The following is a 22,145-nucleotide window of genomic DNA, read 5'->3' as shown; positions in this document are numbered from 1 at the left end:
CGCCACAGGAGAGAGTGCGCCTTGACCGTCGCCGCCTCAGTCACCCTGCCGTCCCAGGGATCCGCCGACGCCTTCACCGACCCCGGTGCGGCGCTGCTTCGGCTGCTCACCGACCGCAGCACCGACCTCCCCCAGGTGGACCCCGGCCACGTCGCCGCCGCCGCGCTGCGCGGCCGCCACGCCGGTTCGGACTTCGCCGAGCTGCGCGGGCTGGCCGTGGAGGCCGCCGCGTCGATGATCGCCGAGGACCCGCAGTACTCGAAGCTGGCCGCCCGCCTGCTGGCGATGGAGATCGCCGACGAGGCCGCCTCCCAGGGCGTCGCCTCGTTCTCCGCCTCGATCGCCGTCGGCCACGCCGAGGGCCTGATCGGCGACACCACCGCCGAGTTCGTCGCCGCGCACGCCGACCTGTTCGACTCGCTGATCGACGCCTCCGGCGACGACCGCTTCGAGTACTTCGGCCTGCGCACCGTGCAGTCCCGCTACCTGCTGCGCCACCCGATCACCCGCAAGGTGGTCGAGACCCCGCAGCACTTCCTGCTGCGTGTGGCGGCGGGCCTGGCGGTCGGTGCCTCCGAGCAGTCGGTGCTGGAGGTGGCCGAGCTGTACAAGCTGATGAGCCGCCTGGAGTACCTGACCAGCTCCCCGACGCTGTTCAACTCCGGCACCCGGCACCCGCAGATGTCCTCCTGCTACCTGCTGGACTCGCCGCTGGACAACCTGGACTCGATCTACAACCGGTACGCGCAGATCGCCCGGCTGTCCAAGCACGCCGGCGGCATCGGCCTGTCTTACTCCCGGATCCGCTCCCGCGGCTCGCTGATCCGCGGCACCAACGGCAAGTCGAACGGCATCGTCCCGTTCCTGCGCACCCTGGACTCCTCCGTGGCGGCGGTCAACCAGGGTGGCCGGCGCAAGGGCGCGGCCTGCGTGTACCTGGAGACCTGGCACGCCGACATCGAGGAGTTCCTGGAGCTCCGCGACAACACCGGCGAAGAGGCCCGGCGCACCCACAACCTGAACCTGGCGCACTGGATCCCGGACGAGTTCATGCGCCGCGTGAACGCCGACCAGGACTGGTCGCTGTTCTCCCCGGCGGACGTGCCCGAGCTGGTCGACCTGTGGGGCGAGGAGTTCGACGAGGCCTACCGCAAGGCCGAGCAGGCCGGCAAGGCCGTCCGCACCATCCCCGCGCAGACCCTGTACGCCCGGATGATGCGCACCCTGGCGCAGACCGGCAACGGCTGGATGACCTTCAAGGACGCCTCCAACCGGGCCGCCAACCAGACCGCGCTGCCGGGCCGCACGGTGCACTCCTCCAACCTGTGCACCGAGATCCTGGAGGTCACCGACGACTCCGAGACCGCGGTCTGCAACCTGGGCTCGGTCAACCTGGGCGCGCACGTCGCCCCGGGCGCCTCGGCCGACGACCTGATCAACGCGATGGACTGGGACCGCCTGGACGCCACCGTGCGCACCGCGGTGACCTTCCTCGACCGCGTGATCGACATCAACTTCTACCCGACCACCGAGGCCGGCACCTCCAACTCCCGCTGGCGCCCGGTCGGCCTGGGCGTGATGGGCCTGCAGGACGTCTTCTTCAAGCTGCGGCTGGACTTCGACTCCGCCGAGGCGAAGACGCTCTCCACCCTGATCTCCGAGCGCATCATGCTCACCGCGTACGAGCGCTCCGCCGACCTGGCCGAGCAGTTCGGCCGCCACGAGGCGTACGGCGAGACCCGCGCCGCCCGCGGCCAGCTGCACGTCGACCACTTCGGCAGCGCGACCCCGCAGTGGACCGCGCGCTGGGAGGCGCTGCGCGCCCGGATCGCCGTCACCGGCCTGCGCAACTCGCTGCTGCTGGCGATCGCCCCGACCGCGACCATCGCGTCCATCGCCGGCGTCTACGAGTGCATCGAGCCGCAGGTGTCCAACCTGTTCAAGCGCGAGACGCTGTCCGGCGAGTTCCTCCAGGTCAACCCGTACCTGGTGCGCGAGCTGAAGGAGCTCGGCGTCTGGGACCAGCAGACCCGGGACGAGCTGCGCGAGGCCAACGGCTCCGTGCAGGACTTCAAGTGGCTGCCGGAGAACGTCCGTTCGCTGTACCGCACCGCGTGGGAGCTGCCGCAGCGCGCGCTGATCGACCTGGCCGCCGCCCGGCAGCCGTACATCGACCAGAGCCAGTCGCTGAACCTGTTCATGGCGGCGCCGACCATCGGCAAGCTCTCCTCGATGTACGCGTACGCCTGGAAGGTCGGTCTGAAGACCACCTACTACCTGCGCTCCCGTCCCGCGACCCGGATCGCCCAGGCCGCGTCGGGCGCCGCCCGCACCGCCGCGCCCGTGCCGGTGCAGACCCCGACCCTCAGCCAGGCCGAGCAGGACGCCATCGCCTGCTCCCTGGAGAACCCCGAGTCCTGCGAGGCATGCCAGTAATGAGCTCCGAAGACCAGAAGAAGATGCTGCTCGACCCGGGCTTCGAGCTGACCCTGCGTCCGATGCGCTACCCGTCGTTCTACGACCGGTACCGGGACGCGATCAAGAACACCTGGACGGTCGAGGAGGTGGACCTGCACTCCGACGTCGCCGACCTCGCCAAGCTCTCCGAGGGCGAGCGGCACATGATCGGCCGGCTGGTCGCGTTCTTCGCCACCGGTGACTCGATCGTGTCGAACAACGTGGTGCTGAGCCTCTACAAGCACATCAACTCGCCGGAGGCGCGGCTCTACCTGTCGCGGCAGCTGTTCGAGGAGGCCGTGCACGTCCAGTTCTACTTGACGCTGCTGGACACCTACCTGCCCGACCCGGAGGACCGCAACGCGGCCTTCGCCGCGGTGGAGAACATCCCCTCCATCGCGCAGAAGGCGCAGTTCTGCTTCAAGTACATGAACGCGGTCGACCACATCGACTCGCTGCAGAGCAAGGAGGACCGGCGGGCCTTCCTGCTGAACCTGATCTGCTTCGCGGCGTGCGTCGAGGGCCTGTTCTTCTACGGCGCGTTCGCCTACGTGTACTGGTTCCGCAGCCGCGGCCTGCTGCACGGCCTGGCGACCGGCACCAACTGGGTGTTCCGCGACGAGTCGATGCACATGGACTTCGCGTTCTCGGTGGTCGACACCGTCCGCGAGGAGGAGCCCGACCTCTTCGACGACAAGATGGCCCAGCAGGTCACCGAGATGCTGGAGGAGGCCGTCGAGGCCGAGCTCCAGTTCGCCCGCGACCTGTGCGGCGAGGGCCTGCCCGGCATGAACACCGAGTCGATGCGCCAGTACCTGGAGGCCGTCGCCGACCAGCGCCTGGCCCGGCTCGGCCTGCCGATCCGCTACGGCTCCACCAACCCGTTCGGGTTCATGGAGCTGCAGAACGTCCAGGAGCTGACCAACTTCTTCGAGCGCCGGGTCTCCGCGTACCAGGTCGCCGTGGAGGGCTCGGTCTCCTTCGACGACGACTTCTAAAGGACGCGTTCCGGACGACGAACCGTCAACGGCCGAGGGCCGCACCCCGCTCGCCGGGGTGCGGCCCTCGGCCGTTGCTCGGAGCGGCCGTTGCTCGCGCAGGCCGTCACTCGCAGAGGCTGTCGCTCGGAGCGGCCGCCGGTCAGCGCCCGTCGTCGGCGGGCGAGGTGACGTCCAGGTAGTCGGCGTCGATGCCGAGCCTGACCCCGCCGTACTCCTCGGTGGTGTCGCCCGCGTACTGGTGGGCGCGCCGGCCGCCGGCGAAGAGGCCGGCGCCTTCGGGCAGGCCCATCCCGGCGTCGCTCACGTCGTGGTGGGAGTTCCAGGCGGCGGCCCACAGCACGTCGGGCTGCGGGTAGGAGGCGTCGTCCCAGCGGGCGGCGAGGTCCTTCACGCCGCTGGCGGCGCCGGCGTAGACGCCGGAGCGGTAGCCGTGGGCGTGCAGCTGCTGGGTCCAGCCGGCCAGGTAGCCGAGGATCCGGTCGCGGTACTGGTCGCGGTCGTAGTTCTCCATGTCGTTGTAGAGCACCGCGCCGGGCCGGAAGCCCAGGTCCTCGGCCTTGTGCACGGCGTCGTCGGCGGCGTCCGCGCCCTGCTGGCGGGCGGTTCCCGGATCGGCGTCCACCAGCAGGTTGCCGCGGGCCGCCTGCCGCCCGACGTAGATCGGCAGGAACGCCCAGCCCTCGGCGACCCGGGCGTCCACCCACTCCCGGCCGGGGGCGGCGCAGGCCTGCGAGGGGCCGCCGATGTACACCCCGACCCCCCGGTACGGGGAGGCCGCCGCCCAGGCCTGCATCGCACTGTCGGACGGTGCGGCGCACCGGTCGAAGGCCTCGCCGACCAGGTCGGTGCGCGGGGCCTCGCCGCCGCTCTCCGGTGCCCCGGGCTGCCCGTCGGTGGTCTCGGGGGCTTCCCGGACGGTGGCGACGGCGGTCTCCAGGATCCGCCGCACCCGGTCCGGTGCGGCGGCCCAACCGGCCGTCACCTCCAGTCCGGTGCCGGCCAGTCGGGCCCGCAGCTGGTGCCCGGCGGCGGCGTCCCGCAGCAGCCGGGACGGGAGCGGCCGGCCGGGCGTCACCGCCTGCGCGGCCGCCCCGCGCCCGGTGCGGGCGGGCCGGATCAGCAGCCCGTCCGCCCGGCCGGGCGCCAGGTGCACCGGGCAGTCCTGGTCCGCGCCGGGCGTTCCCAGGTAGACCGCCTCGACGTCCTGCCGCACGCAGGTGCGGGGCGCCGCGGCCAGGTCCACCACCGGCCACCGGGCGGGCACCCGCAGCCGCACGCCCCGGTAGGACACCCACTTCTCCGTGCCCGGCCCGGCGCCGGCCGGCCCGAACCCGCCGGTCGCCGCCACCACCAGTACGACCAGTCCGACGCGTGCCGCCGTCCGCCACCGCCTGTCCATCCGCCAGCCCCTCGCCCGAGTTCGGTCCCGTGCTCGCGGACACTAGTGGCCGCTCCCCCGCCGCCGGACCCGACACACCAGCCGGAGCCGGACATGCCGGAGGGGGCCACACCTTCGGGCGTGACCCCCTTCGGAAAAGCCGACGCCGCGTCAGTCGTTGGGCACGGTGGCGTACTTGGGGGTGCCGTCGGCCATCTGGCGCAGGGCGTTCTTGCGGTCGCGCTTGGAGAGCCGGTCGATGTACAGGTAGCCGTACAGGTGGTCGGTCTCGTGCTGGAGGCAGCGGGCGAAGAAGCCGGTGCCCTCGACCCGGATCGGGTTGCCGTGCTTGTCCTGGCCGGTGACGGCGGCGTAGTCGGGGCGGGCCAGCTCCTGGTAGGCGGTGGGCACCGACAGGCAGCCCTCCTGGCCGTCGTCGAGGGCGCGGCGGCCCGCGGGGAGCTCCTCCAGCACCGGGTTGACGACGTGCCCGACGTGGCGGACGCCCTCGTCGTCGGGGCAGTCGTAGACGAAGACCTTCAGGTCGACGCCGATCTGGTTGGCGGCCAGGCCGACGCCCTCGGCGGCGTACATCGACTGGAACATGTCGTCGACCAGGGCGGCGAGGTCGTCGTCGAAGGCGGTGACGGTCTGCGTCTCGCGGTGCAGCACCGGGTTGCCGACCACGGTGATCGGGCGGGCGGCGCCCTTGCCGAGGTCGGGCAGCTCGCCGACCACCCGCTGGACGTCGCCGTCCTGGTGCTCGTGGTCGTGCTCGTGCTCGTGGTCGTGCTGCTCGGCCATCGTTTGCTTCCGCTCCGTCCGCGTCCGGCTGGTGTACCGGTCCAGGGTACGGGGCGCGGCGGCGCCCGCGGCGACCTCCCGGCCCGCTCGGGACCGGAGGCGGGTCAGCACACCTCTTCGAGGTCCCGGTAGGCGCGGGTGGCCGGGGACGCGGCGGCCCACCGCTCCAGCAGGGTGCGGACCAGTCCGGCGGGCGCGGCGATGCCGCATTCGCGTTCGATCTGCCAGGGGCCGCCGGCCGAGCCCTGGCTGAGGTGGCTGAGGTGGCCGGGGTGCAGCGGGTCGCCGTCGTCGTGCGGGTCGTGGTGCGCGGTGTGGCCGTCGTCGATGGCCATCCGGGACTCCGAGCAGGTCCGGCACAGCAGCCGCACCGAGGACGTCCAGTCCTCGGCGGCGTACCCGGCGTCGGCGACGGTCTTCTCCAGCGCGTCCCGGTCGGCGGCGGTGGCGGCCTGCAGCAGCACCACCCAGGTCGGCACCGGCGAGGGCGCCCACAGTTCGATCTCGTCGAACACCGGGTAGGCGACGCCGTCGGCGACCCGCTCGCCGTGCGGCGCGCCGTCGTGCAGCACCACCTCGCCCCAGCGGCGGCCGGAGGACGGCAGCGGGATGGACAGCACCTCGATCCGCGCCGGGTCGAGCCGGCGGCCCCACACCACCTCGGACTCGCCGTCCGGGGACAGCCGCACCGGGGTGGTGCCGAGGTCGAGCTCGATCGGCCCGTCCACCCCCGGCCCGCCGGGCAGCCGCAGCCCGTACGCCTGCCAGGCGCGGCGGGCCAGCGGCCAGTCCTGCAGGGCGGTGGCGGTGATGCCGAGGTTCCACCAGTCCGGCGCGCCGTGCTGGCGGTCGAGCAGCGCGACAGCGCGCAGGCCGGCGCTGCGGGCCTGCTCCCAGTCGCGGCGGAACTTGTGCAGCAGGGCCAGGTTGAACCAGGAGTCGGACAGCCACGGCTCCAGGTCGGCCGCCATCACCAGCAGCGCCCCGGCGTCCTCGTACCGGCCGTCGCCGATCAGCGTGAACGCACGGTCGGTGGTCTGCCGCCAGGTCGCCGACGGACGGTGCCGTGCGCGGTGGAAGATCCTCACGTTGGTCCCTTGCCGTCGGTCGTCACCGGGTCACCCCGCCTCCGGGTCGCCCCGCCTCCGGGTCTTCCCGCCACGACCGCATCCAACCACGCCCGCTGCGGGCTGCGCGCCCCGCGCGGCCATTCAGTCCGCGGGCCGCACGGGGCGACGGGCGGGGCGCGCCGCTCACCGGGCCGCGAACAGGCAGCGGGCCGCACGGTGGCCGCGGCGGCCGAGCCGGGCGAGCGCGTCCAGCACCACCGGGTCGTAGCCGCGGCCGGCGTCGAGTCGCAGGTGGTCGAGCGGGTCGAGGGCGCCGGCCCGGGGGCGGTCGGCGGCGGCGGTGCGCAGGTCGTCGTGGGCGTTGGCGACCCGGATGATCCGCGAGGCCAGCGGGAGGGTCGGGTCGTGCCGGCCGTCGTCCAGCCGGCACGGGTCGGCGAGCCGGGCGACCTGCTGCCACACCTGCCTGGGCACGCCGGTGCGCCGGATCACCTCGCTGCCGAGCCGGGCGATCCGCTGCTGCTCGTCGTCGGGCAGCAGCGCAGTCGCCCCGCCGGGCACCGGTTCGACCAGCGACAGCTGGCCGATGTCGTGCATCAGCGCGGCATATTCCAGCAGCGTCAACTCCCGGCTTCCGAGGCCGAGTTCGCGCCCCAGCGCGCACGCCGTGTCGGCCACCCGACGGGCGTGCCCGGGGGTGGTGTAGCCGGCGATCTCGGTGGCCCGGGCCAGCGTCTCGATGGTCTGCCCGGTGGTGGCCCGCACCTCGACGGCCCGCCGGAACGAGGCCTGCGCGAGCAGCAGCGGCACGCAGAACACCGGCAGCGCCCACAGCCCGGCCTCGCCCGCCAGCAGGCTGAGCAGCAGCCCGGTGGCGACCTGCGCGGAGCCGATGCCGAGCAGCGCGTGCAGCTGGTCGTCGAGCGCGGCGCTGTACCGCAGCCCGGTGCGGGCCCGCTGCTGTCCGGCCGCCAGCACCGCGTCGCCGAGCGCGACCAGCGCGGCGACCGCGGCCAGCAGCGCCCCGTACGCCGGGCCGGGCAGCCGGTCGGTGGCGCCGGACTCGTACAGCGGCTGGAACAGCAGCGCGGCGAAGGTGACGGTGACCAGTCGGCGGGCGGCGGCGTCCAGCCCGCCCAGCGGGCTGCGCGGGCGGCGGCGGACGGCGGCCAGTGCGGCCCGCCCGGCCAGCTGCACGGCGAGCCCAGCGGCGGTGCCGACCGCGGTGACGGCGGTGGCCTGGAGCACCCCGTGCGCGGTGGGCAGCCCGTGCAGCGGCCCGAGCAGCGCGTACGCGAGGGCGACGGCGGTGGCCACCGGCGCGGGTTCGCGGTCGCCGGGCAGCGCCGGCCCGGCGCACTGGCCGAGTGCGATCAGGGCGGCGAACGCCAGCGCCACGCCGAGCTGGTCGGCGCCGATGGCGAGGGCGTGCACCAGTGCGCAGCCGCCGAGCAGGACGGCCGCGCCGTGCAGCAGGTCGGCCGGTCCCGGCCGCCGGACGGTCACGTCGCCCCGCCGGTGGGCTGGCCCTGCCCGGACTGCTGCTGCGGCATGCGGGCCGGCTCGGGCACGCCGAGCGGGATGTCCGGCACTTCGCCGTCCCAGCCGCCGGGCGGCGGCGGTTCGGGCTGCCAGCCGTGTTCGGCGACGGCCTCCACCAGGGCCCGCACCATCACCGGGTCGAACTGGCTGCCGGCGCACCGCTCCAGTTCGGTGACGGCCTCCTGGACGGGGCGGCCGCGCCGGTAGGAGCGGGTGGAGGTCATCGAGTCGAAGGCGTCGGCGACCGAGATGATCCGGGCGAACTCGGGGATCCGGTCGCCGGCCAGGCCGTGCGGGTAGCCGCGGCCGTCGATGCGTTCGTGGTGGTGCAGGATGCCGTCCCGTCCCTCGCCGAGGAAGTCCAGCTGCCGCACCAGCTCGTGCCCGAACACCGGGTGCACCTCGACGGCGCGCCGCTCCGCGGCCGTCAACGGCCCGTTGCGGCGCAGCAGTTCGGTGGCGACGGCGAGCTTGCCGACGTCGTGCAGGGTGCCGGCGAAGTGCAGGGTGCGGATCCGGTCCTCGGCGAGGCCCAGCTGGCGGGCGATCAGCACCGAGGCCCGGCCGACCCGTTCGCTGTGGCCGCGGGTGTAGGCGTCCTTGATCTCCACGGCCTGGACCAGCGCCTGCACGGTGGCCCGGTGCGCGGACCGCTCGCGGTGGCCCTGCGCGGACAGCCAGGCGGTGATGGTCAGCGGCAGCAGTCCGAGCACCGCCGCGAACGCCCCGTACGGGCCCTGCCACAGCACCGCGACCATCAGCCCGCCCGCGCCGTGCAGCAGTGCCGCGGGCGCCGCCCGGTGCAGCTTGCGGATCACGCCGTGGCCGGCCGAGCCGCAGGTCAGCCGCACCATGCCAGCCACCAGTACGCCGTTGACCAGGCAGAACGTCAGGATCGCGGCGAGCGCGCCGAGGGCCGCGCCGGGGAAGCGGGTGCCCAGCAGCAGCCGGGAGCCGCCGAGCAGCCGGAACACCTCGGCGGAGCACGCCGCGGCCAGCGCCAGCTGGGCGGCGTTCCACACCCGGCGCAGCGCGCGCGGCTGCTGGGCGGGGCCGAGCAGGGCGCCGGGCAGCGCGACCAGGGCGGCGACGGCGGGCGGCAGCATCAGGACGCCGGCGAACAGCACCGGGAAGAAGCCGCTGCCGCGCGGGTCCGGCGGGGTCTCCTGCGCGGGCCGGCCGCGCAGCCACCGCCACACCCGGGCGCAGGGGGTGCGCGCGCCCTGGGCGAGCGACTCCAGGCAGAGGTGGAGCAGCGAGAGCAGGGCGACCCGGGGCCAGGCGAGCCCCGGTCCGATCCGGGACAGCGGCAGCAGCGCGGCGATCGCCGCCGTCACCACGGCGGCCAGGTAGACCACGGCCCGCCCCGGCAGGGCGACGCGCTCGCGTTCGCTGGCGATCTCGGCCTCCCCAGCCCGTACCGGGCCCTCCGACGTGAGGACTCGTCAGAGAATAGGGCCCGGCCACCCGGACGGGGCGCACGATCGCGGATTGCCGCAGCCGGAGCAGCGACAGCTCACTCGATCGAGTGAGTAATCACTCCGCAGTGGCGACGGCGGAGCCGTGACCGGCCGTACCTTCGACCGTCATCTCCACGCCGACCGAGGACACCTCGACCGTCGGGCCCTCGCCGGGACGCTGGCCCGCGCGGATCGAGTCGATCCGGGCCAGCACCTTCGCCCGGAGGTCGGAGGGCGTGTCGTCGCAGCCGCACGAGCGCTTGATCAGCGCCTTGATCGCCTGCTCCAGGCCGTACTTCTCCAGGCACGGCGAGCACTCGTCGAAGTGCACCCGCAGCTTGTCGCAGTCGCCCTCGGGCATCTCGTTGTCGAGGAATTCGTAGAGGTGGTCGAGCACCTCTCCGCACTCGGTCTCGTGCGGATCGCCGCAGCTCATGAGCCCGCGCCCTTCGCTTCGTGCCCTGCACCGGTACCGGCCGGGACCAGCCCCCGCTCGCGGGCGTAATCCTCCAGCATGCCGCGCAACTGGCGGCGACCACGGTGCAGTCGGGACATCACCGTACCGATGGGTGTACCCATGATGTCCGCGATCTCCTTGTACGCAAAGCCCTCGACGTCCGCGAGGTACACCGCGATCCGGAATTCCTCCGGGATGGCCTGGAGCGCGTCCTTCACATCGCTGTCCGGCAGGTGGTCGAGCGCCTGCGCCTCGGCGGAGCGCAGCCCCGTCGACATGTGCGACTCGGCGCGGGCCAGCTGCCAGTCCTCGATCTCCTCGGCCGCGGTGCGCTGCGGTTCACGCTGCTTCTTGCGGTACGAGTTGATGAACGTGTTGGTGAGGATGCGGTACAGCCAGGCCTTGAGGTTGGTGCCCTCACGGAACTGGTGGAACGAGGCGTACGCCTTGGCGAACGCCTCCTGGAGCAGGTCCTCCGCGTCGGCCGGGTTGCGGGTCATCCGCAGTGCCGCCGAGTACATCGGGTCCAGGAAACCCAGCGCGTCACGCTCGAAGCGCTCGCGCCTGGCCTCCTCGCTCTCGTTCTCGGACACCCGGAAGGTGTCCTCGCCGATCGCCTCGGCCAGTTCGTCGCCGGTGAGCTGCTCGCCCTCCGGACGGCCCTGGTCGGTGCCTGAAGCACCCGACACGGCCGCGTCATCGGTCCCGACGACCGGACCCACCTCCTCGGTCAGCTGCACACGGCCCACCACGGGCCGACCCGGAAGCGAGGATATCGGGCTGACCGGCTTCTCGCCTGCGGCAACCCACTGCGACCAGTCCGGCACCAGCGACGCGGGTGCCGCTTGCTCCTCGGACCGCTCGGGGCACGCGATCGAACCCATGGACCCTGCCTTTCCACCGGGGCATGTTCTGACGCCTCGTGCAACCCCGCTCGTCGCTCGGACATTCCCGGTGGCGCTCGCAGGGGTCCCACATGCTGACCGCGCCGCGACCGCGCCGACGCGCTCCTCCCGCTCCGCGCGGTTCTCCCCCGGCCCCGGCGGGCCGGGAGGCGCCGCCACGCGTCCCTGTCGGGGCGCGGAACCCGCCCGTCAGAGCCAGCCCGCGACGGCCTCGGTGATCAGCGTCAGCGCTTCCTCCTGGCCGAGCGGCGCCTTCTTCGGCACCTTGAACGCGTGCGAGCCGTACGGCACTTCGACCAGGCGGTGGGTGTCCGGCAGGGCCGGGAACTCCTCCGGGGCGCCGAAGGTGTCCGCGCCGCCCTGCACCACCAGGGTGGGCAGGGCGGTCTCCAGCAGTTCCTCGGCGCGGCTCTTCTCCGGCCGGCCCGGCGGGTGCAGCGGGAACGCCAGCGCCAGCACGCCCGCCGCGCCGAGCCCGGCGGAGGTGCGGCAGGCCACCCGGGCCCCGGCGCTGCGGCCGCCCGCGTACACCGGCAGCCCCTCCTCGGTGGCGGCCTCGAACTGCGCGGGCCACCCGGCGTCCAGGGTCTTCGGGGCGGGCGCGAGCTTGCGGCCGGCCACCCGCCAGGGCTGCTCGGCCAGCACCACGGTGACGCCCGCCGCCGGCAGCGCCGCGGCCAGCGCCCGGAGGTCGGGCGCCTCGATGCCGCCGCCCGCGCCGTGGCCGAGCAACAGGACGGCGCGCGGGGCGTCGGCCCGGAACCAGTGCAGCCGGGCGTCGCCGGCGGGGGTGGTGATGATCCGCTGCATGGCGCGAGCGTATAGAGAGGAGCGGGTCAGAACAGCGTGGTGCGGTCGTCCTCGGTGAGTCGCCTGGTCAGGCCGGGGTGGTTGTTGCGGATCGAGCCGACCTCGTCGGGCACCGGGTGGATGCGCAGGTCGCCGGGCGGCGGCGGGGCGAGGTCGGCGCGCTCGGCACGGGGGTCGAGCCAGGCGTCCCAGCGGTCGGGGCCGAGGTACAGCGGCATCCGCTCGTGGACGGGGGCGAGCAGCGGTTCGGCGGCGGTGGTGACCACGGTGCAGGTGACCAGCCAGGCGTCCGGGTGGTCGCCGGGGACGTCCCGGTTGCGCCAGAACTCGTACAGGCCGGCCAGGGCCAGCGGCGCGCCGTCGGCGCGGGAGACGAAGTAGGGGCGGCGCGGCGGCCGGGAGACGTCGTCGGTGGGGGCGGTCTGCCACTCGTAGTACCCGTCGACGGGTATCAGGCAGCGCCGCGAGGCGAACGCCTGCCGGTAGGCGGGCTTCTCGTGGACGGTCTCCGCCCGGGCGTTGATCATCTTCACCGCGGTGTCCGGGCTGCTCGCCCAGGCCGGCACCAACCCCCAGCGCAGCACCCGCAGTTGACGCACCGGCCGGCGCTCGCCGCGCGGCGCCCGGTCCAGCACGACGTACGCGGACGCGGTCGGGGCGACGTTCCAGCTCGGGGCCAGTGTCTCGGTGGGATCCCACTGCCGGACACCGAAGTGCCGGACCAGTTCGGCGGGAGCGGTGGAGGAGGCGAAGCGGCCGCACATGCCGTTCAGCTTGCCAGAACAGAACCGCTCGCTGGTCGCCGTCCGTCCTTCCGTGAAACGCTGCCCGCGCGGACGACGGTGATCGGAGGCCCACCGAATGGACTTCGCACAACTGTGGGACCGCGTGACGGCCGCCCAGCCCGGCCCCCCGAACTGGCTGGTGTGGGCCACCGCGGCGGCGGCGCTGCTGGCGGTGGCGGTGCGCCCGGTGTGGCGGCTGAGCCGCACCGTGGTGACCATCGCGCACGAGGGCGGGCACGGCGTGATGGCGCTGCTGACCCGCCGCCGGCTCTCCGGAATCCGGCTGCACTCGGACACCTCCGGGTTGACGGTCTCCTCGGGGCGGCCGACCGGGCCGGGCATGGTGCTGACCGCCGCGGCCGGCTACCCGGCGCCGTCGCTGCTCGGCCTGGGCGGCGCGGCGCTGCTGGCCGCGGGCCGGACCACCGCGCTGCTGTGGATCGGCATCGCGCTGCTGGCGGCGATGCTGCTCACCCTGCGCAACCTGTTCGGGGTGCTGGCGGTGCTGGCCACCGGCGGCGCGTTCGTCGCGGTGTGCCGGTTCGGGACCGCCGAGTGGCAGGGCGCATTCGCCCACCTGGGCGTGTGGTTCCTCCTGTTGGCGGGGGCGCGTCCGCTGGTCGAGCTGTTCTCCACCCGGCGGCGCGGCGGCGCGCCCGGCTCGGACGCCGACCAGCTGGCCCGGCTGACGGGCGTGCCGGCGACGGCCTGGGTGGCGCTGTTCCTGGTGGTGGCGCTGGCCTGCCTGGGGCTCGGGGCGGCCTGGCTGCTGCCCCGGTAGCAGCAGCGGTCCTCATAGACTGGGCGGCATGACCGACTCCCTGTGGCCCGCTCCCGTCGCCACCGCCGCCGTGGACGCCACCGTGACGATCCCCGGCTCGAAGTCCGCGACCAACCGCGCGCTGGTGCTGGCCGCCCTCGCCGACGGCCCGGGCTGGGTGCGCCGCCCGCTGCGCAGCCGCGACTCGCAGCTGATGGCGGACGGCCTGCGGGCACTGGGCGTGACGGTCGAGGAGACGGTCAACGAGGCGTCCGGCGGCACCGGCGGCGGCGAGGCCTGGCGGGTCATCCCGGCCGAGCGGCTGCGCGGCCCGGCCCAGGTGGACGTCGGCAACGCCGGCACCGTGATGCGCTTCCTGCCCCCGCTGGCGACCCTGGCGGACGGCCCGGTGCACTTCGACGGCGACCCGCGCAGCCACGAGCGCCCGCAGCACGGCGTGATCGACGCGCTGCGCGCCCTCGGCGCCCGGATCGACGACGGCGGCCGCGGCGGCTTCCCGCTGACCGTGCACGGCGCCGGCGCGCTGGACGGCGGCCCGGTGGAGGTGGACGCCTCGTCCTCCTCGCAGTTCATCTCGGCGCTGCTGCTGTCCGGCGCCCGCTTCAACAACGGCGTGGAGATCCGCAACGTGGGCGCGACGGTGCCCTCGCTGCCGCACATCCGGATGACCGTCGACATGATCCGCAAGGCCGGCGGCCAGGTCGACGCGCCCGAGGACGGCGGCGAGAAGGACGTCTGGCGGGTCACCCCGGGCGCGCTGATCGGCCGCGACCTGGTGGTCGAGCCGGACCTGTCCAACGCCGCGCCGTTCTTCGCCGCGGCGCTCGCCACCGGCGGCCGGGTCGTCGTCCGGGACTGGCCCAAGCACACCTACCAGCCCGGCGACCAGCTCCGCGAGATCTACACCGCGATGGGCGGCAGATGCCAATTCACCGACGAGGGGCTGGAGTTCACCGGCACCGGCAAGATCCACGGCATCGAGGTGGACCTGCACGACGTGGGCGAGCTGACCCCGGTGATCGCCGCGGTCGCGGCCCTCGCCGACTCCGAGTCCCACCTGTACGGCATCTCCCACCTGCGGCTGCACGAGACCGACCGGCTCGCCGCGCTCGCCAAGGAGATCAACGACCTGGGCGGCGACGTCTCGGAGACCGAGGACGGCCTGCGGATCCGCCCCCGACCGCTGCACGGCGGTGTCTTCCACACCTACGAGGACCACCGGCTGGCCACCGCCGCCGCCGTTCTCGGCCTGGTGGTGGACGGCGTCCTGGTGGAGAACGTGGCGACCACCGCCAAGACCCTGCCGGACTTCCCGCAGATGTGGGCCGACCTCCTCGGCCAGGGCTGACGGGGGATCACGAGCATGCGCCGCTACGGCAAGGACGCCGACGAGGACGACATCCGCAGCCGCCCGGGCCGCCGGGGCTCCCGCCCCCGCACCCGCATCCGGCCCAAGCACGAGGACGCCGCCGAGGCGATGATCCTCACGGTGGACCGGGGCCGGATGACCTGCCTGATCGACTCGGGCACCAAGGACGAACGCCTGGTCACCGCGATGAAGGCCCGCGAACTCGGCCGCAAGGGCGTGGTCGTCGGCGACGTCGTCAACCTGGTCGGCGACCTCTCCGGGGCCCCCGACACGCTGGCCCGGATCGTCCGGGTCGAGGAACGCACCTCGGTGCTGCGCCGCACCGCGGACGACGACGACCCGTACGAGCGGATCGTGGTCGCCAACGCCGAGCAGCTGGCCATCGTCACCGCGCTCGCCAACCCGGAGCCCCGCCCCCGGCTGATCGACCGCTGCCTGGTCGCCGCGTACGACGCCGGGATGGAGCCGCTGCTGGTGCTCACCAAGTCCGACCTGGCGTCGGCCGACGAGCTGCTGGAGTCGTACGCGCCGCTCGGCATCGACTACGTGGTGACCCGGCACGACGAGCTGGCCACCGTCGGCGCGGAGGCCGTCCGGGAGCACCTGCGCGGGAAGACCACCGTGTTCATCGGGCACTCCGGCGTCGGCAAGACCACCCTGGTCAACGCCCTCGTCCCGGAGCAGCAGCGGACCACCGGCCACGTCAACGCCGTCACCGGCCGCGGCCGGCACACCACCGTCTCCGCGCTCGCCCTGCGGCTGCCCCCGCCGCCCGGCGTGAAGCCCGGCTCCAAGAAGGCCCTCGACCCGGGCTGGGTGATCGACACCCCCGGCTTCCGCTCCTTCGGCCTGTCCCACATCGACCCGTCCCGGGTCATCCACGCCTTCCCCGACCTGGAGCCCGGCACCGAGGACTGCCCGCGGGCCTGCTCGCACGACGAACCGGACTGCGCCCTGGACGCCTGGGTCGCCGACGGCCACGCCGAACCGGCCCGGCTGTACTCGTTGCGCCGCCTGCTCGCCACCAAGGAGGCCCACGAGGGGGACTGAGAGTTCACGCAGTCGACGAGTCGCCCGGCCCTGCCCACTGGGTAACGATAGGAAGGTCACACCGTCCTATCTGACAGGGAGTCAACCCGATGGCATGGGCCATGGTGATCCTCGCCGGTCTGTTGGAAACGGGATTCGCGGTCAACCTCAAGCTCAGCAACGGCTTCACCAAGCTCTGGCCCACCGTCAGCTTCTGCCTGTTCGCCCTCGGCTCCTTCGGCCTGCTCACCCTCTCCCTGAAGACCCTCCCGGTGGGCAGCGCCTACGCCGTGTGGACCGGCATCGGCGCCGCCGGCACCGCGCTGTACGGAATCGTCTTCCTCGGGGAGTCCTCCTCCACCCTCAAGCTGGTCTCGGTCAGCCTGGTCATCGCGGGTGTGATCGGCCTCCAGCTCAGCGGCTCGGGACACTGAGTCCGCTAGGGTTCGGGGCATGGCCGACTACCACGACGATCTCCGACTCGCCCACGTCCTCGCCGACTCGGCCGACTCGATCACCATGGAGCGCTTCAAGGCGCTCGACCTGAAGATCGAGACCAAGCCCGACCTGACGCCGGTCAGCGACGCCGACAAGGCCGCCGAGGAACTCGTCCGCTCCGTCCTGCAGCGCGCCCGGCCCCGCGACGCCGTCCTCGGCGAGGAGTACGGCCTGCAGGGCTCCGGCCCGCGCCACTGGGTGATCGACCCGATCGACGGCACCAAGAACTACGTCCGCGGCGTCCCCGTCTGGGCCACCCTGGTCGCCCTCCTCGAGGAGCAGCCCGACGGCGAGTACATCCCCGTGGTCGGCATCGTCTCCGCCCCCGCCCTCGGCCGCCGCTGGTGGGCCGCGAAGGGCCTCGGCGCGTTCGCCGGCCGCAGCCTCGCCAAGGCCCAGCGCATCCACGTCTCCAAGGTCCCCCGCCTCGCCGACGCCTCGCTCTCCTTCTCCTCGCTCAGCGGCTGGGAGGAACGCGCCCGCCTCGACGCCTTCCTCGACCTCACCCGGGTCTGCTGGCGCACCCGCGCCTTCGGCGATTTCTGGTCCTACATGATGGTCGCCGAGGGCGCCGTCGACATCGCCGCCGAACCCGAACTCTCCCTCTGGGACATGGCCGCCCCCTGCATCATCGTCCAGGAGGCCGGCGGCCGCTTCACCGGCCTCGACGGCATCGACGGCCCCTCCGGCGCGGACGCGGTCGCCACCAACGGCATCCTCCACGAAGCGGCCCTTCGCTCGCTGAGCATCTAGGACACCGGGGGCTCGCAACCACGGGCGCGGGGAACTGCGCGAAGGGGAACGCACCCAATCGCAAGATCGCGGTGCAGGACAACCACTTGCACATGATCGCGACCTTGCGGACGTGACGTGCGCCTGTCGCGCAGTTCCGCCTCCTCGGCTTCGCCCGGGAGTACCCCCCGGCCCCTGGTTGTACGCTCCCCGGCAGCTGCCCCTACGCGGACAGCTCCGCGTCGAGCGCCCCCAGCAGCCGTCCCGCCCGCTCCGCGACCTCCGCCGGGCCGTACTCCGCCGCCCGCTTGCACCAGTTCTCGGCCTGGACGGCCTCCCCCCGCCGCAGCGCGAGCAGCGCGAGTCGCAGGGCTGCCCGTCCGTGCCCCGCGTCCGCCGCGCGGGTGTACCAGAGCACCGCCTCGGCCTCGGAGTCCTGACGGGCCAGCAGCAGGCCGAGGTTGAACGCGGCGCTGCGGCTGCCGCCCTCCGCCGCCCGGCGGTACCAGCTCTCGGCGATCTGCAGCGCGCCGCGCTCCGCGGCGCGCACGCCCATCCGGACCTGCGCCCGCAGGTGCCCGGCGTCCGCGGCGACCGCGTACCAGTGTTCGACGTCGGCGTCGGTGTCGCCGCGCCGGTCGAGCAGCGAGGCGAGCCGGAAGGCTCCCTCCGCGGAGCCGCCGTCCGCGGCCTGCCGGTAGCGGTCGAGCGCGCCGGCGAGGTTGCCGCGCTGTTCCTGGACGACGGCGAGTTGGAGTGCGGCTTCGCCGTGCCCCTCGGCGGCGGCGCGGGCGTACCACTCCTGGGCCTGCCGGGTCTCGCCGCGGCCGGCGTGCAGCACCCCGAGGTTGAACGCGCCGTCGACGGAGCCGGCTTCGGCGGCCTTGGAGAACCAGGGTTCGGCGCCGGACTCGTCGCCGCGCTGGAGCAGCATGACGGCGAGCGCGTTGCACGCTTCGCGGTGGCCGGCGTACGCGGCGCGGCGGTACCACTGTTCGGCCTGGGTGTCGCGGCCGGCGCCGGCGCACAGCAGGCCGAGGTTGAAGGCGCCGTTGTGGTCGCCGGCGTCGAGCGCGGCGCGGTACCAGCGTTCGGCGATGGTGTCCTCGCCGCGGCCGGCGTGCAGTGCGCCGAGGGCGTTGGCGGCTGCGGCGTCGCCGGCGTCGGCGGCCTCCTGCCACCATTCGGCGGCGGCGGTGGGGTCGCCGGCGTCGCGGAGCAGGAAGCCGAGCGCGCACGCGGCGCGGGCCTCGCCGTTCTGCGCGGACTGCCGGTACCAGCGGGCGGCTTCGTCGAGGTCGCCGCGGGCTTCGAGGAGGACGCCGAGGCGCAGCGCGGCGCGGGCGTGGCTGCGGGCGGCGGCGGTGCGGTACCAGGTTTCGGCGGTCTCCTTGTCGCCGGCGGCTTCGCGCATCCGGGCGAGGCGGTAGGCGGCTTCGCGGTGGCCGGAGTCGGCGGCGGCCTTGAACCAGCGTTCGGCGCGGACGTCGCGGCGGTGTTCCATCAGGTCGCCGAGGGCGTACGCGCCGAGCGGGTGGCCCTGTTCGGCGGCGAAGTGCAGCCAGTACTCGGCGGCTTCCTCCTCGCCCTGGTCGCGCAGTTGCAGGCCGAGGGCGTGGGCGGCGGGGGCCGAGCCGGCGACGGCGGCCTGCCGCCACCACTGGGCGGCTTCGGCGCGGTGGCCCTGCTGGTGGAGCAGGACGCCGAGGTTGTTGGCGGCGGCGCGCAGGCCCGCGGCGGCGGCGGCGCGCAGGTAGGGTTCGGCGTCCTGGAGGTCGCCGCGGCGCAGCAGCAGGGCGCCGAGCTGGCTGGCGGCGCCGGGGTCGCCGGCGTCGGCGGAGCCGCGGTGGCGGGCTTCGAGGGCGGCCTGTTCGCGGGCGGCGAGGGCGGTCTCGAAGCTGTCGGAGCCGTCGTCGCTCTCCAGCAGGTCGCGGGCGGAGGCGGTGGCGACGACCTGGTCCGCGGTCAGGTGGACGAGACTGTCGGGGCCGTAGCCGGACGCGGCGAGGCCCCTGCCCGCGGTGTGGCGCTGTGCGGGCAGGCTGCCGCCCGCCTGGCGGGCGGGTCGGGCACCGGTGCCGGTGGTGCTGTTGGCCGCCAGTCGTTCTCCCGTCCCGTTCCTGCCGATGAGTTTCATGCCGACTCCAGCTCCCCCCGAGTGTCGCGGCATTCGCCCCCGGCCGTCGGCCCGAGACGGTTCCCCCAGGGGTCACGCCGGATCGGACGGCCCGTCAATGGCCGTGCCGCGTCCCCCTCGTGGTCCATCGTCGCATCACCCGCAACCCTCGTACACCTGCTCCGTCCGTTTTGGCGGAGCGGGGCCGAAGCCCGGCGAGATTGCTTCAGCGCTTTGTCGATTTCCCGACACTGAGCCCCACAAACCCCGGCCACGCATCGTACCGGAGTCGATCAACACTCGATGCACACAAGGACGAAGGCCCGGAGGGCGATTTCCCTCCGGGCCTTCGCTTCAGGCGTGGTGACGGCGGATCAGCTGACGGTGAAGTCGTCCGCCTGGTAGGAGCCCTGTCCGTACCAGCCGTGCACCCAGATGGTCACCGAGGTGACCGAGGCGCCGGTGGTGAACTTGGTGGACAGCTGCGTCCACGCGCTCCCGCCGGGGGTCCAGGCCGAGCTGTCCGCGCCGGAGCCGGTGACGCCCAGGTAGGTGTAGTTGCCCTTCACCCACGCGGACAGCGTGTACGCGGTGTTCGGCTTGACCGTGATGGTCTGCTGGCACTGCGCGGTGTCACCGGCGCTGGCGTTGCCCTGCAACGCGTACGAGCCGGTGTGGCCGCCGCTGATCACGCTGCCGCCGCTGCCCGCGCAGGTCCACGGGCTGAGCGCGCCGGACTCGAAGCCGGGGTTGGCGACGATCCCGCCGCTGGGCCCGGTCGGCGAGGAGGACGGGCTGCTGGACGGCGACGAGGACGGGGAGGTGCTCGGCGAGCCGGACGGCGAGCTGGACGCCGAGGTGGACGGCGACGGGCTGCCGCCGGTGGTGCTGCTCGCGCTCGGCGAGGGCGAGGTCGGCGGGGCCGGGCAGCTGGCGGCCGAACCGTTGGTCGCCGTCACCAGCGGGTTCAGCAGCGCGGCGTTCGGGTCGTCGTAGAGCGAGAACACGAACGAGCCGCCGAGGCCGTTGCAGTGCGCGTAGTCCATCTTGGCCTGGATGGACTTGGCGGTCTCGCCGGACCAGAAGTTGGTGCCGTCGTAGAAGTAGGAGGCCTGCGACGCCGGGTCCCAGAAGGTGTCGCTGGCGTTGTCGACGACGCCCGCCAGCTCCTTGTACATCCGCACGCCGGCGACGTTGCCGGAGTTCGGCGCGCCCTGCGCGGGCCCGCTGGCCGGCTGGAACAGCCCGTGGTTGGCGCCCGCCGCCACGCCCGTCCAGCCGCGGTAGTACAGCGGGACGCCCATGTTCAGCTTGTTGGCCGGGAAGCCGCCGGGGATGTTGTACGAGGAGTCGCCGACCGTGTACGCCTTGATCGCCTCGTCGATGGAGTACTTGGCGTTGCCCGGCGGGATGTTGTTCGACGGGTCGTTCGGGTTCTGGTAGATCGGCGTCTGGTGGTTGGTCGGGCCCTGCGCCTCCCAGCCGCCGTGCATGTCGTACGTCATCGGGTCGCCGAAGGTCAGGTACTGGGCGATCTTGTCGGTCTCGACGTACTGGATCTTGTCCTGGCCGGCCGGCAGCGCGGCGCTCAGCGCGTAGGTCTTGCCGTCGGAGGCGCCCTGGGCGTTGAGCTCGTTGCGGAACTCGGCGAGCAGCGCGGTGAAGTTCTGCTTGTCGTTGGGCGAGGAGTGGTTGCCGGTGTGGCCGCCGCCGCCCGGGTACTCCCAGTCGATGTCGAAGCCGTCGAAGATCCCCGCGCCGGTGCCGGGGCCGCCGTAGCCGCCCTGGGCGGGCAGGTTGCCCTTGATGAACATGTCGACGCAGGAGGAGACCAGCTTCTTGCGGGAGGCGTCGGTGGCGGCCGCGTCCGAGAAGTACTTGGAGTACGTCCAGCCGCCGATCGACAGCAGCACCTTCAGCTTCGGGTACTTGGCCTTCAGCTCCTGGAGCTGGTGGAAGTTGCCGGCCAGCGGCTGGTTCCAGGTGTCGGTGGAGTTGTCGACGCTGTTGCCGTTGGCGAAGGTCTTCGCGTAGTCGGCGTAGTAGTCGCCCGCGCCGTCGCCGGCGTTCGGGTTGTTCTCGTCCTGGGAGGCCGCCGAGTTGGCCTCGAAACAGGTCAGGTTGGTGGGGTCGATGTTGGCGAAGTCGTACAGCAGGTAGTCGAGCTTCCCGGCCATGCCGTTGGTGTCGACGTTCTTCAGGTAGTAGGCGTTCTGGTAGATCGACCACTGGTCGAAGTAGGCGATCTTCAGACCGCCGCTGGTGGCGGGGGCGCCGGTGGTGTTGGCCGGTCCGGCGGTCGCGTTGGGGGCTCCCAACAGCGACATCGCCCCGGCGAGCAGGGTGGCGGCCGCGGCCGTGACGGCCCAGACCCTTCGGTTGTTGCGATGCATGCGGATGTGCCTCTCCTGTCACGTGGGGATGCAGGAACACCGTCCGACACCCGGTCGGGGGAGCGGCAGACGGGAGCAGAACACGATCAATTGCCTTTGCGGGCAAGCGCGTTGCAGTACCGCGAGACGAGCGGTGGGGGCCGCTCGTCATGGGCACGACTCAGATTGGACTGGACCACTTGGGGTGTCAATGGGGCCGTACTCAAGCAATGGCAAAGGCCCGGAGGCTGATGCCTCCGGGCCTTCTGCTACTGAGTAGCGGGGACAGGATTTGAACCTGCGACCTCTGGGTTATGAGCCCAGCGAGCTACCGAGCTGCTCCACCCCGCGTCGGTGAGACAACCTTAGCACGATCACGGGGGCATCCATCGCAGCCGCCCGCCGGAGAGCGGCGGGGAACCGCCGCGGGAGAACGGCGAAGGCCCGGAGGCTGATGCCTCCGGGCCTTCTGCTACTGAGTAGCGGGGACAGGATTTGAACCTGCGACCTCTGGGTTATGAGCCCAGCGAGCTACCGAGCTGCTCCACCCCGCGTCGGTGAAACCACCGTAGCACGGTC

Annotated in this window: 18 protein-coding genes and 2 tRNA genes; 7 read left to right on the top strand and 13 right to left on the bottom strand. The window is 73.2% G+C overall.

Annotation, left to right across the window (positions count from 1 at the left end):
* Positions 1–21: 21 nt before the first annotated feature.
* A complete protein-coding gene (locus ACIQF6_RS12090; protein WP_400893371.1) occupies positions 22–2,436 on the top strand; it encodes a ribonucleoside-diphosphate reductase subunit alpha in 2,415 nt (804 codons plus the stop codon).
* Complete coding sequence (locus tag ACIQF6_RS12085; RefSeq protein WP_043915963.1) at positions 2,436–3,455, top strand: ribonucleotide-diphosphate reductase subunit beta; 1,020 nt, start codon at positions 2,436–2,438, stop codon at positions 3,453–3,455. Before ACIQF6_RS12090 ends, ACIQF6_RS12085 begins: the two co-directional genes overlap by 1 nt.
* Before the next feature lie 142 nt (positions 3,456–3,597).
* Here ACIQF6_RS12085 and ACIQF6_RS12080 read toward each other — a convergent pair whose 3' ends face one another.
* The 9 genes from ACIQF6_RS12080 to ACIQF6_RS12040 all read right to left on the bottom strand — a co-directional run bounded on the left by ACIQF6_RS12080 (position 3,598) and on the right by ACIQF6_RS12040 (position 12,648).
* On the bottom strand, positions 3,598–4,857 hold the full coding sequence (locus tag ACIQF6_RS12080; RefSeq protein ID WP_400893369.1) for a DUF1906 domain-containing protein: 1,260 nt from the start codon (positions 4,855–4,857) through the stop codon (positions 3,598–3,600).
* Between the two features lie 150 nt (positions 4,858–5,007).
* Complete coding sequence (gene def / locus ACIQF6_RS12075) at positions 5,008–5,640, bottom strand: peptide deformylase (protein WP_400893367.1); 633 nt, start codon at positions 5,638–5,640, stop codon at positions 5,008–5,010.
* Between the two features lie 104 nt (positions 5,641–5,744).
* Positions 5,745–6,728, bottom strand: a complete 984-nt coding sequence (locus ACIQF6_RS12070) for a tetratricopeptide repeat protein (protein WP_400893365.1) — start codon at positions 6,726–6,728, stop codon at positions 5,745–5,747.
* Between the two features lie 165 nt (positions 6,729–6,893).
* A complete protein-coding gene (locus tag ACIQF6_RS12065) occupies positions 6,894–8,216 on the bottom strand; it encodes an HD-GYP domain-containing protein (protein WP_400893363.1) in 1,323 nt (440 codons plus the stop codon).
* The gene (locus ACIQF6_RS12060) at positions 8,213–9,610 is read right to left on the bottom strand and encodes an HD-GYP domain-containing protein (RefSeq protein ID WP_400893361.1); all 1,398 of its coding nucleotides are present in this window, start codon (positions 9,608–9,610) and stop codon (positions 8,213–8,215) included. Before ACIQF6_RS12060 ends, ACIQF6_RS12065 begins: the two co-directional genes overlap by 4 nt.
* A gap of 178 nt (positions 9,611–9,788) precedes the next feature.
* The gene (gene rsrA, locus ACIQF6_RS12055) at positions 9,789–10,148 is read right to left on the bottom strand and encodes a mycothiol system anti-sigma-R factor (protein WP_400893359.1); all 360 of its coding nucleotides are present in this window, start codon (positions 10,146–10,148) and stop codon (positions 9,789–9,791) included.
* Positions 10,145–10,795 (bottom strand): sigma-70 family RNA polymerase sigma factor, encoded by a 651-nt coding sequence (locus ACIQF6_RS12050; RefSeq protein ID WP_400893902.1) that lies wholly within the window; start codon positions 10,793–10,795, stop codon positions 10,145–10,147. The genes rsrA and ACIQF6_RS12050 overlap by 4 nt, the downstream gene beginning before the upstream one ends.
* A 468-nt stretch (positions 10,796–11,263) precedes the next feature.
* Positions 11,264–11,884 (bottom strand): alpha/beta family hydrolase, encoded by a 621-nt coding sequence (locus tag ACIQF6_RS12045; protein WP_400893357.1) that lies wholly within the window; start codon positions 11,882–11,884, stop codon positions 11,264–11,266.
* Between the two features lie 26 nt (positions 11,885–11,910).
* Positions 11,911–12,648: an SOS response-associated peptidase gene (locus tag ACIQF6_RS12040; protein ID WP_400893355.1), complete on the bottom strand. Its 738-nt coding sequence runs from the start codon at positions 12,646–12,648 to the stop codon at positions 11,911–11,913.
* 97 nt (positions 12,649–12,745) lie between these two features.
* Here ACIQF6_RS12040 and ACIQF6_RS12035 point away from each other — a divergent pair, with 97 nt between their 5' ends.
* The 5 genes from ACIQF6_RS12035 (at position 12,746) to hisN (ending at position 17,099) form a co-directional block, all read left to right on the top strand.
* On the top strand, positions 12,746–13,450 hold the full coding sequence (locus ACIQF6_RS12035; RefSeq protein ID WP_400893353.1) for a M50 family metallopeptidase: 705 nt from the start codon (positions 12,746–12,748) through the stop codon (positions 13,448–13,450).
* A 28-nt stretch (positions 13,451–13,478) separates the two neighbouring features.
* Positions 13,479–14,798 carry a 3-phosphoshikimate 1-carboxyvinyltransferase gene (gene aroA, locus ACIQF6_RS12030; RefSeq protein WP_400893351.1) on the top strand — a complete coding sequence of 440 codons (1,320 nt, stop codon included), beginning with the start codon at positions 13,479–13,481 and terminating at the stop codon, positions 14,796–14,798.
* Positions 14,799–14,813: 15 nt separating this feature from the next.
* On the top strand, positions 14,814–15,869 hold the full coding sequence (gene rsgA / locus ACIQF6_RS12025) for a ribosome small subunit-dependent GTPase A (RefSeq protein WP_400893349.1): 1,056 nt from the start codon (positions 14,814–14,816) through the stop codon (positions 15,867–15,869).
* A gap of 89 nt (positions 15,870–15,958) precedes the next feature.
* A complete protein-coding gene (locus ACIQF6_RS12020; RefSeq protein WP_400893347.1) occupies positions 15,959–16,282 on the top strand; it encodes a DMT family transporter in 324 nt (107 codons plus the stop codon).
* A gap of 19 nt (positions 16,283–16,301) precedes the next feature.
* Positions 16,302–17,099 carry a histidinol-phosphatase gene (gene hisN / locus ACIQF6_RS12015; protein WP_400893345.1) on the top strand — a complete coding sequence of 266 codons (798 nt, stop codon included), beginning with the start codon at positions 16,302–16,304 and terminating at the stop codon, positions 17,097–17,099.
* A 202-nt stretch (positions 17,100–17,301) separates the two neighbouring features.
* On the opposite strand, the gene ACIQF6_RS12010 is transcribed toward hisN, so the two are convergent.
* The 4 genes from ACIQF6_RS12010 to ACIQF6_RS11995 form a co-directional block, all read right to left on the bottom strand.
* A complete protein-coding gene (locus ACIQF6_RS12010) occupies positions 17,302–19,215 on the bottom strand; it encodes a tetratricopeptide repeat protein (protein ID WP_400893343.1) in 1,914 nt (637 codons plus the stop codon).
* Positions 19,216–19,568: 353 nt separating this feature from the next.
* Positions 19,569–21,587, bottom strand: a complete 2,019-nt coding sequence (locus ACIQF6_RS12005; RefSeq protein WP_400893341.1) for a glycosyl hydrolase family 18 protein — start codon at positions 21,585–21,587, stop codon at positions 19,569–19,571.
* 256 nt (positions 21,588–21,843) lie between these two features.
* A tRNA-Met gene (locus ACIQF6_RS12000) sits at positions 21,844–21,917 on the bottom strand.
* A 129-nt stretch (positions 21,918–22,046) separates the two neighbouring features.
* A tRNA-Met gene (locus ACIQF6_RS11995) sits at positions 22,047–22,120 on the bottom strand.
* Between the last annotated feature and the right edge of the window lie 25 nt (positions 22,121–22,145).

It is taken from the genome of Kitasatospora sp. NPDC092948 (genome assembly GCF_044754805.1).
Lineage (GTDB): Bacteria > Actinomycetota > Actinomycetes > Streptomycetales > Streptomycetaceae > Kitasatospora.
The sequence above is the reverse complement of the archived record's forward strand: the minus strand, read 5'-3'. Positions and strand labels throughout refer to the sequence as shown.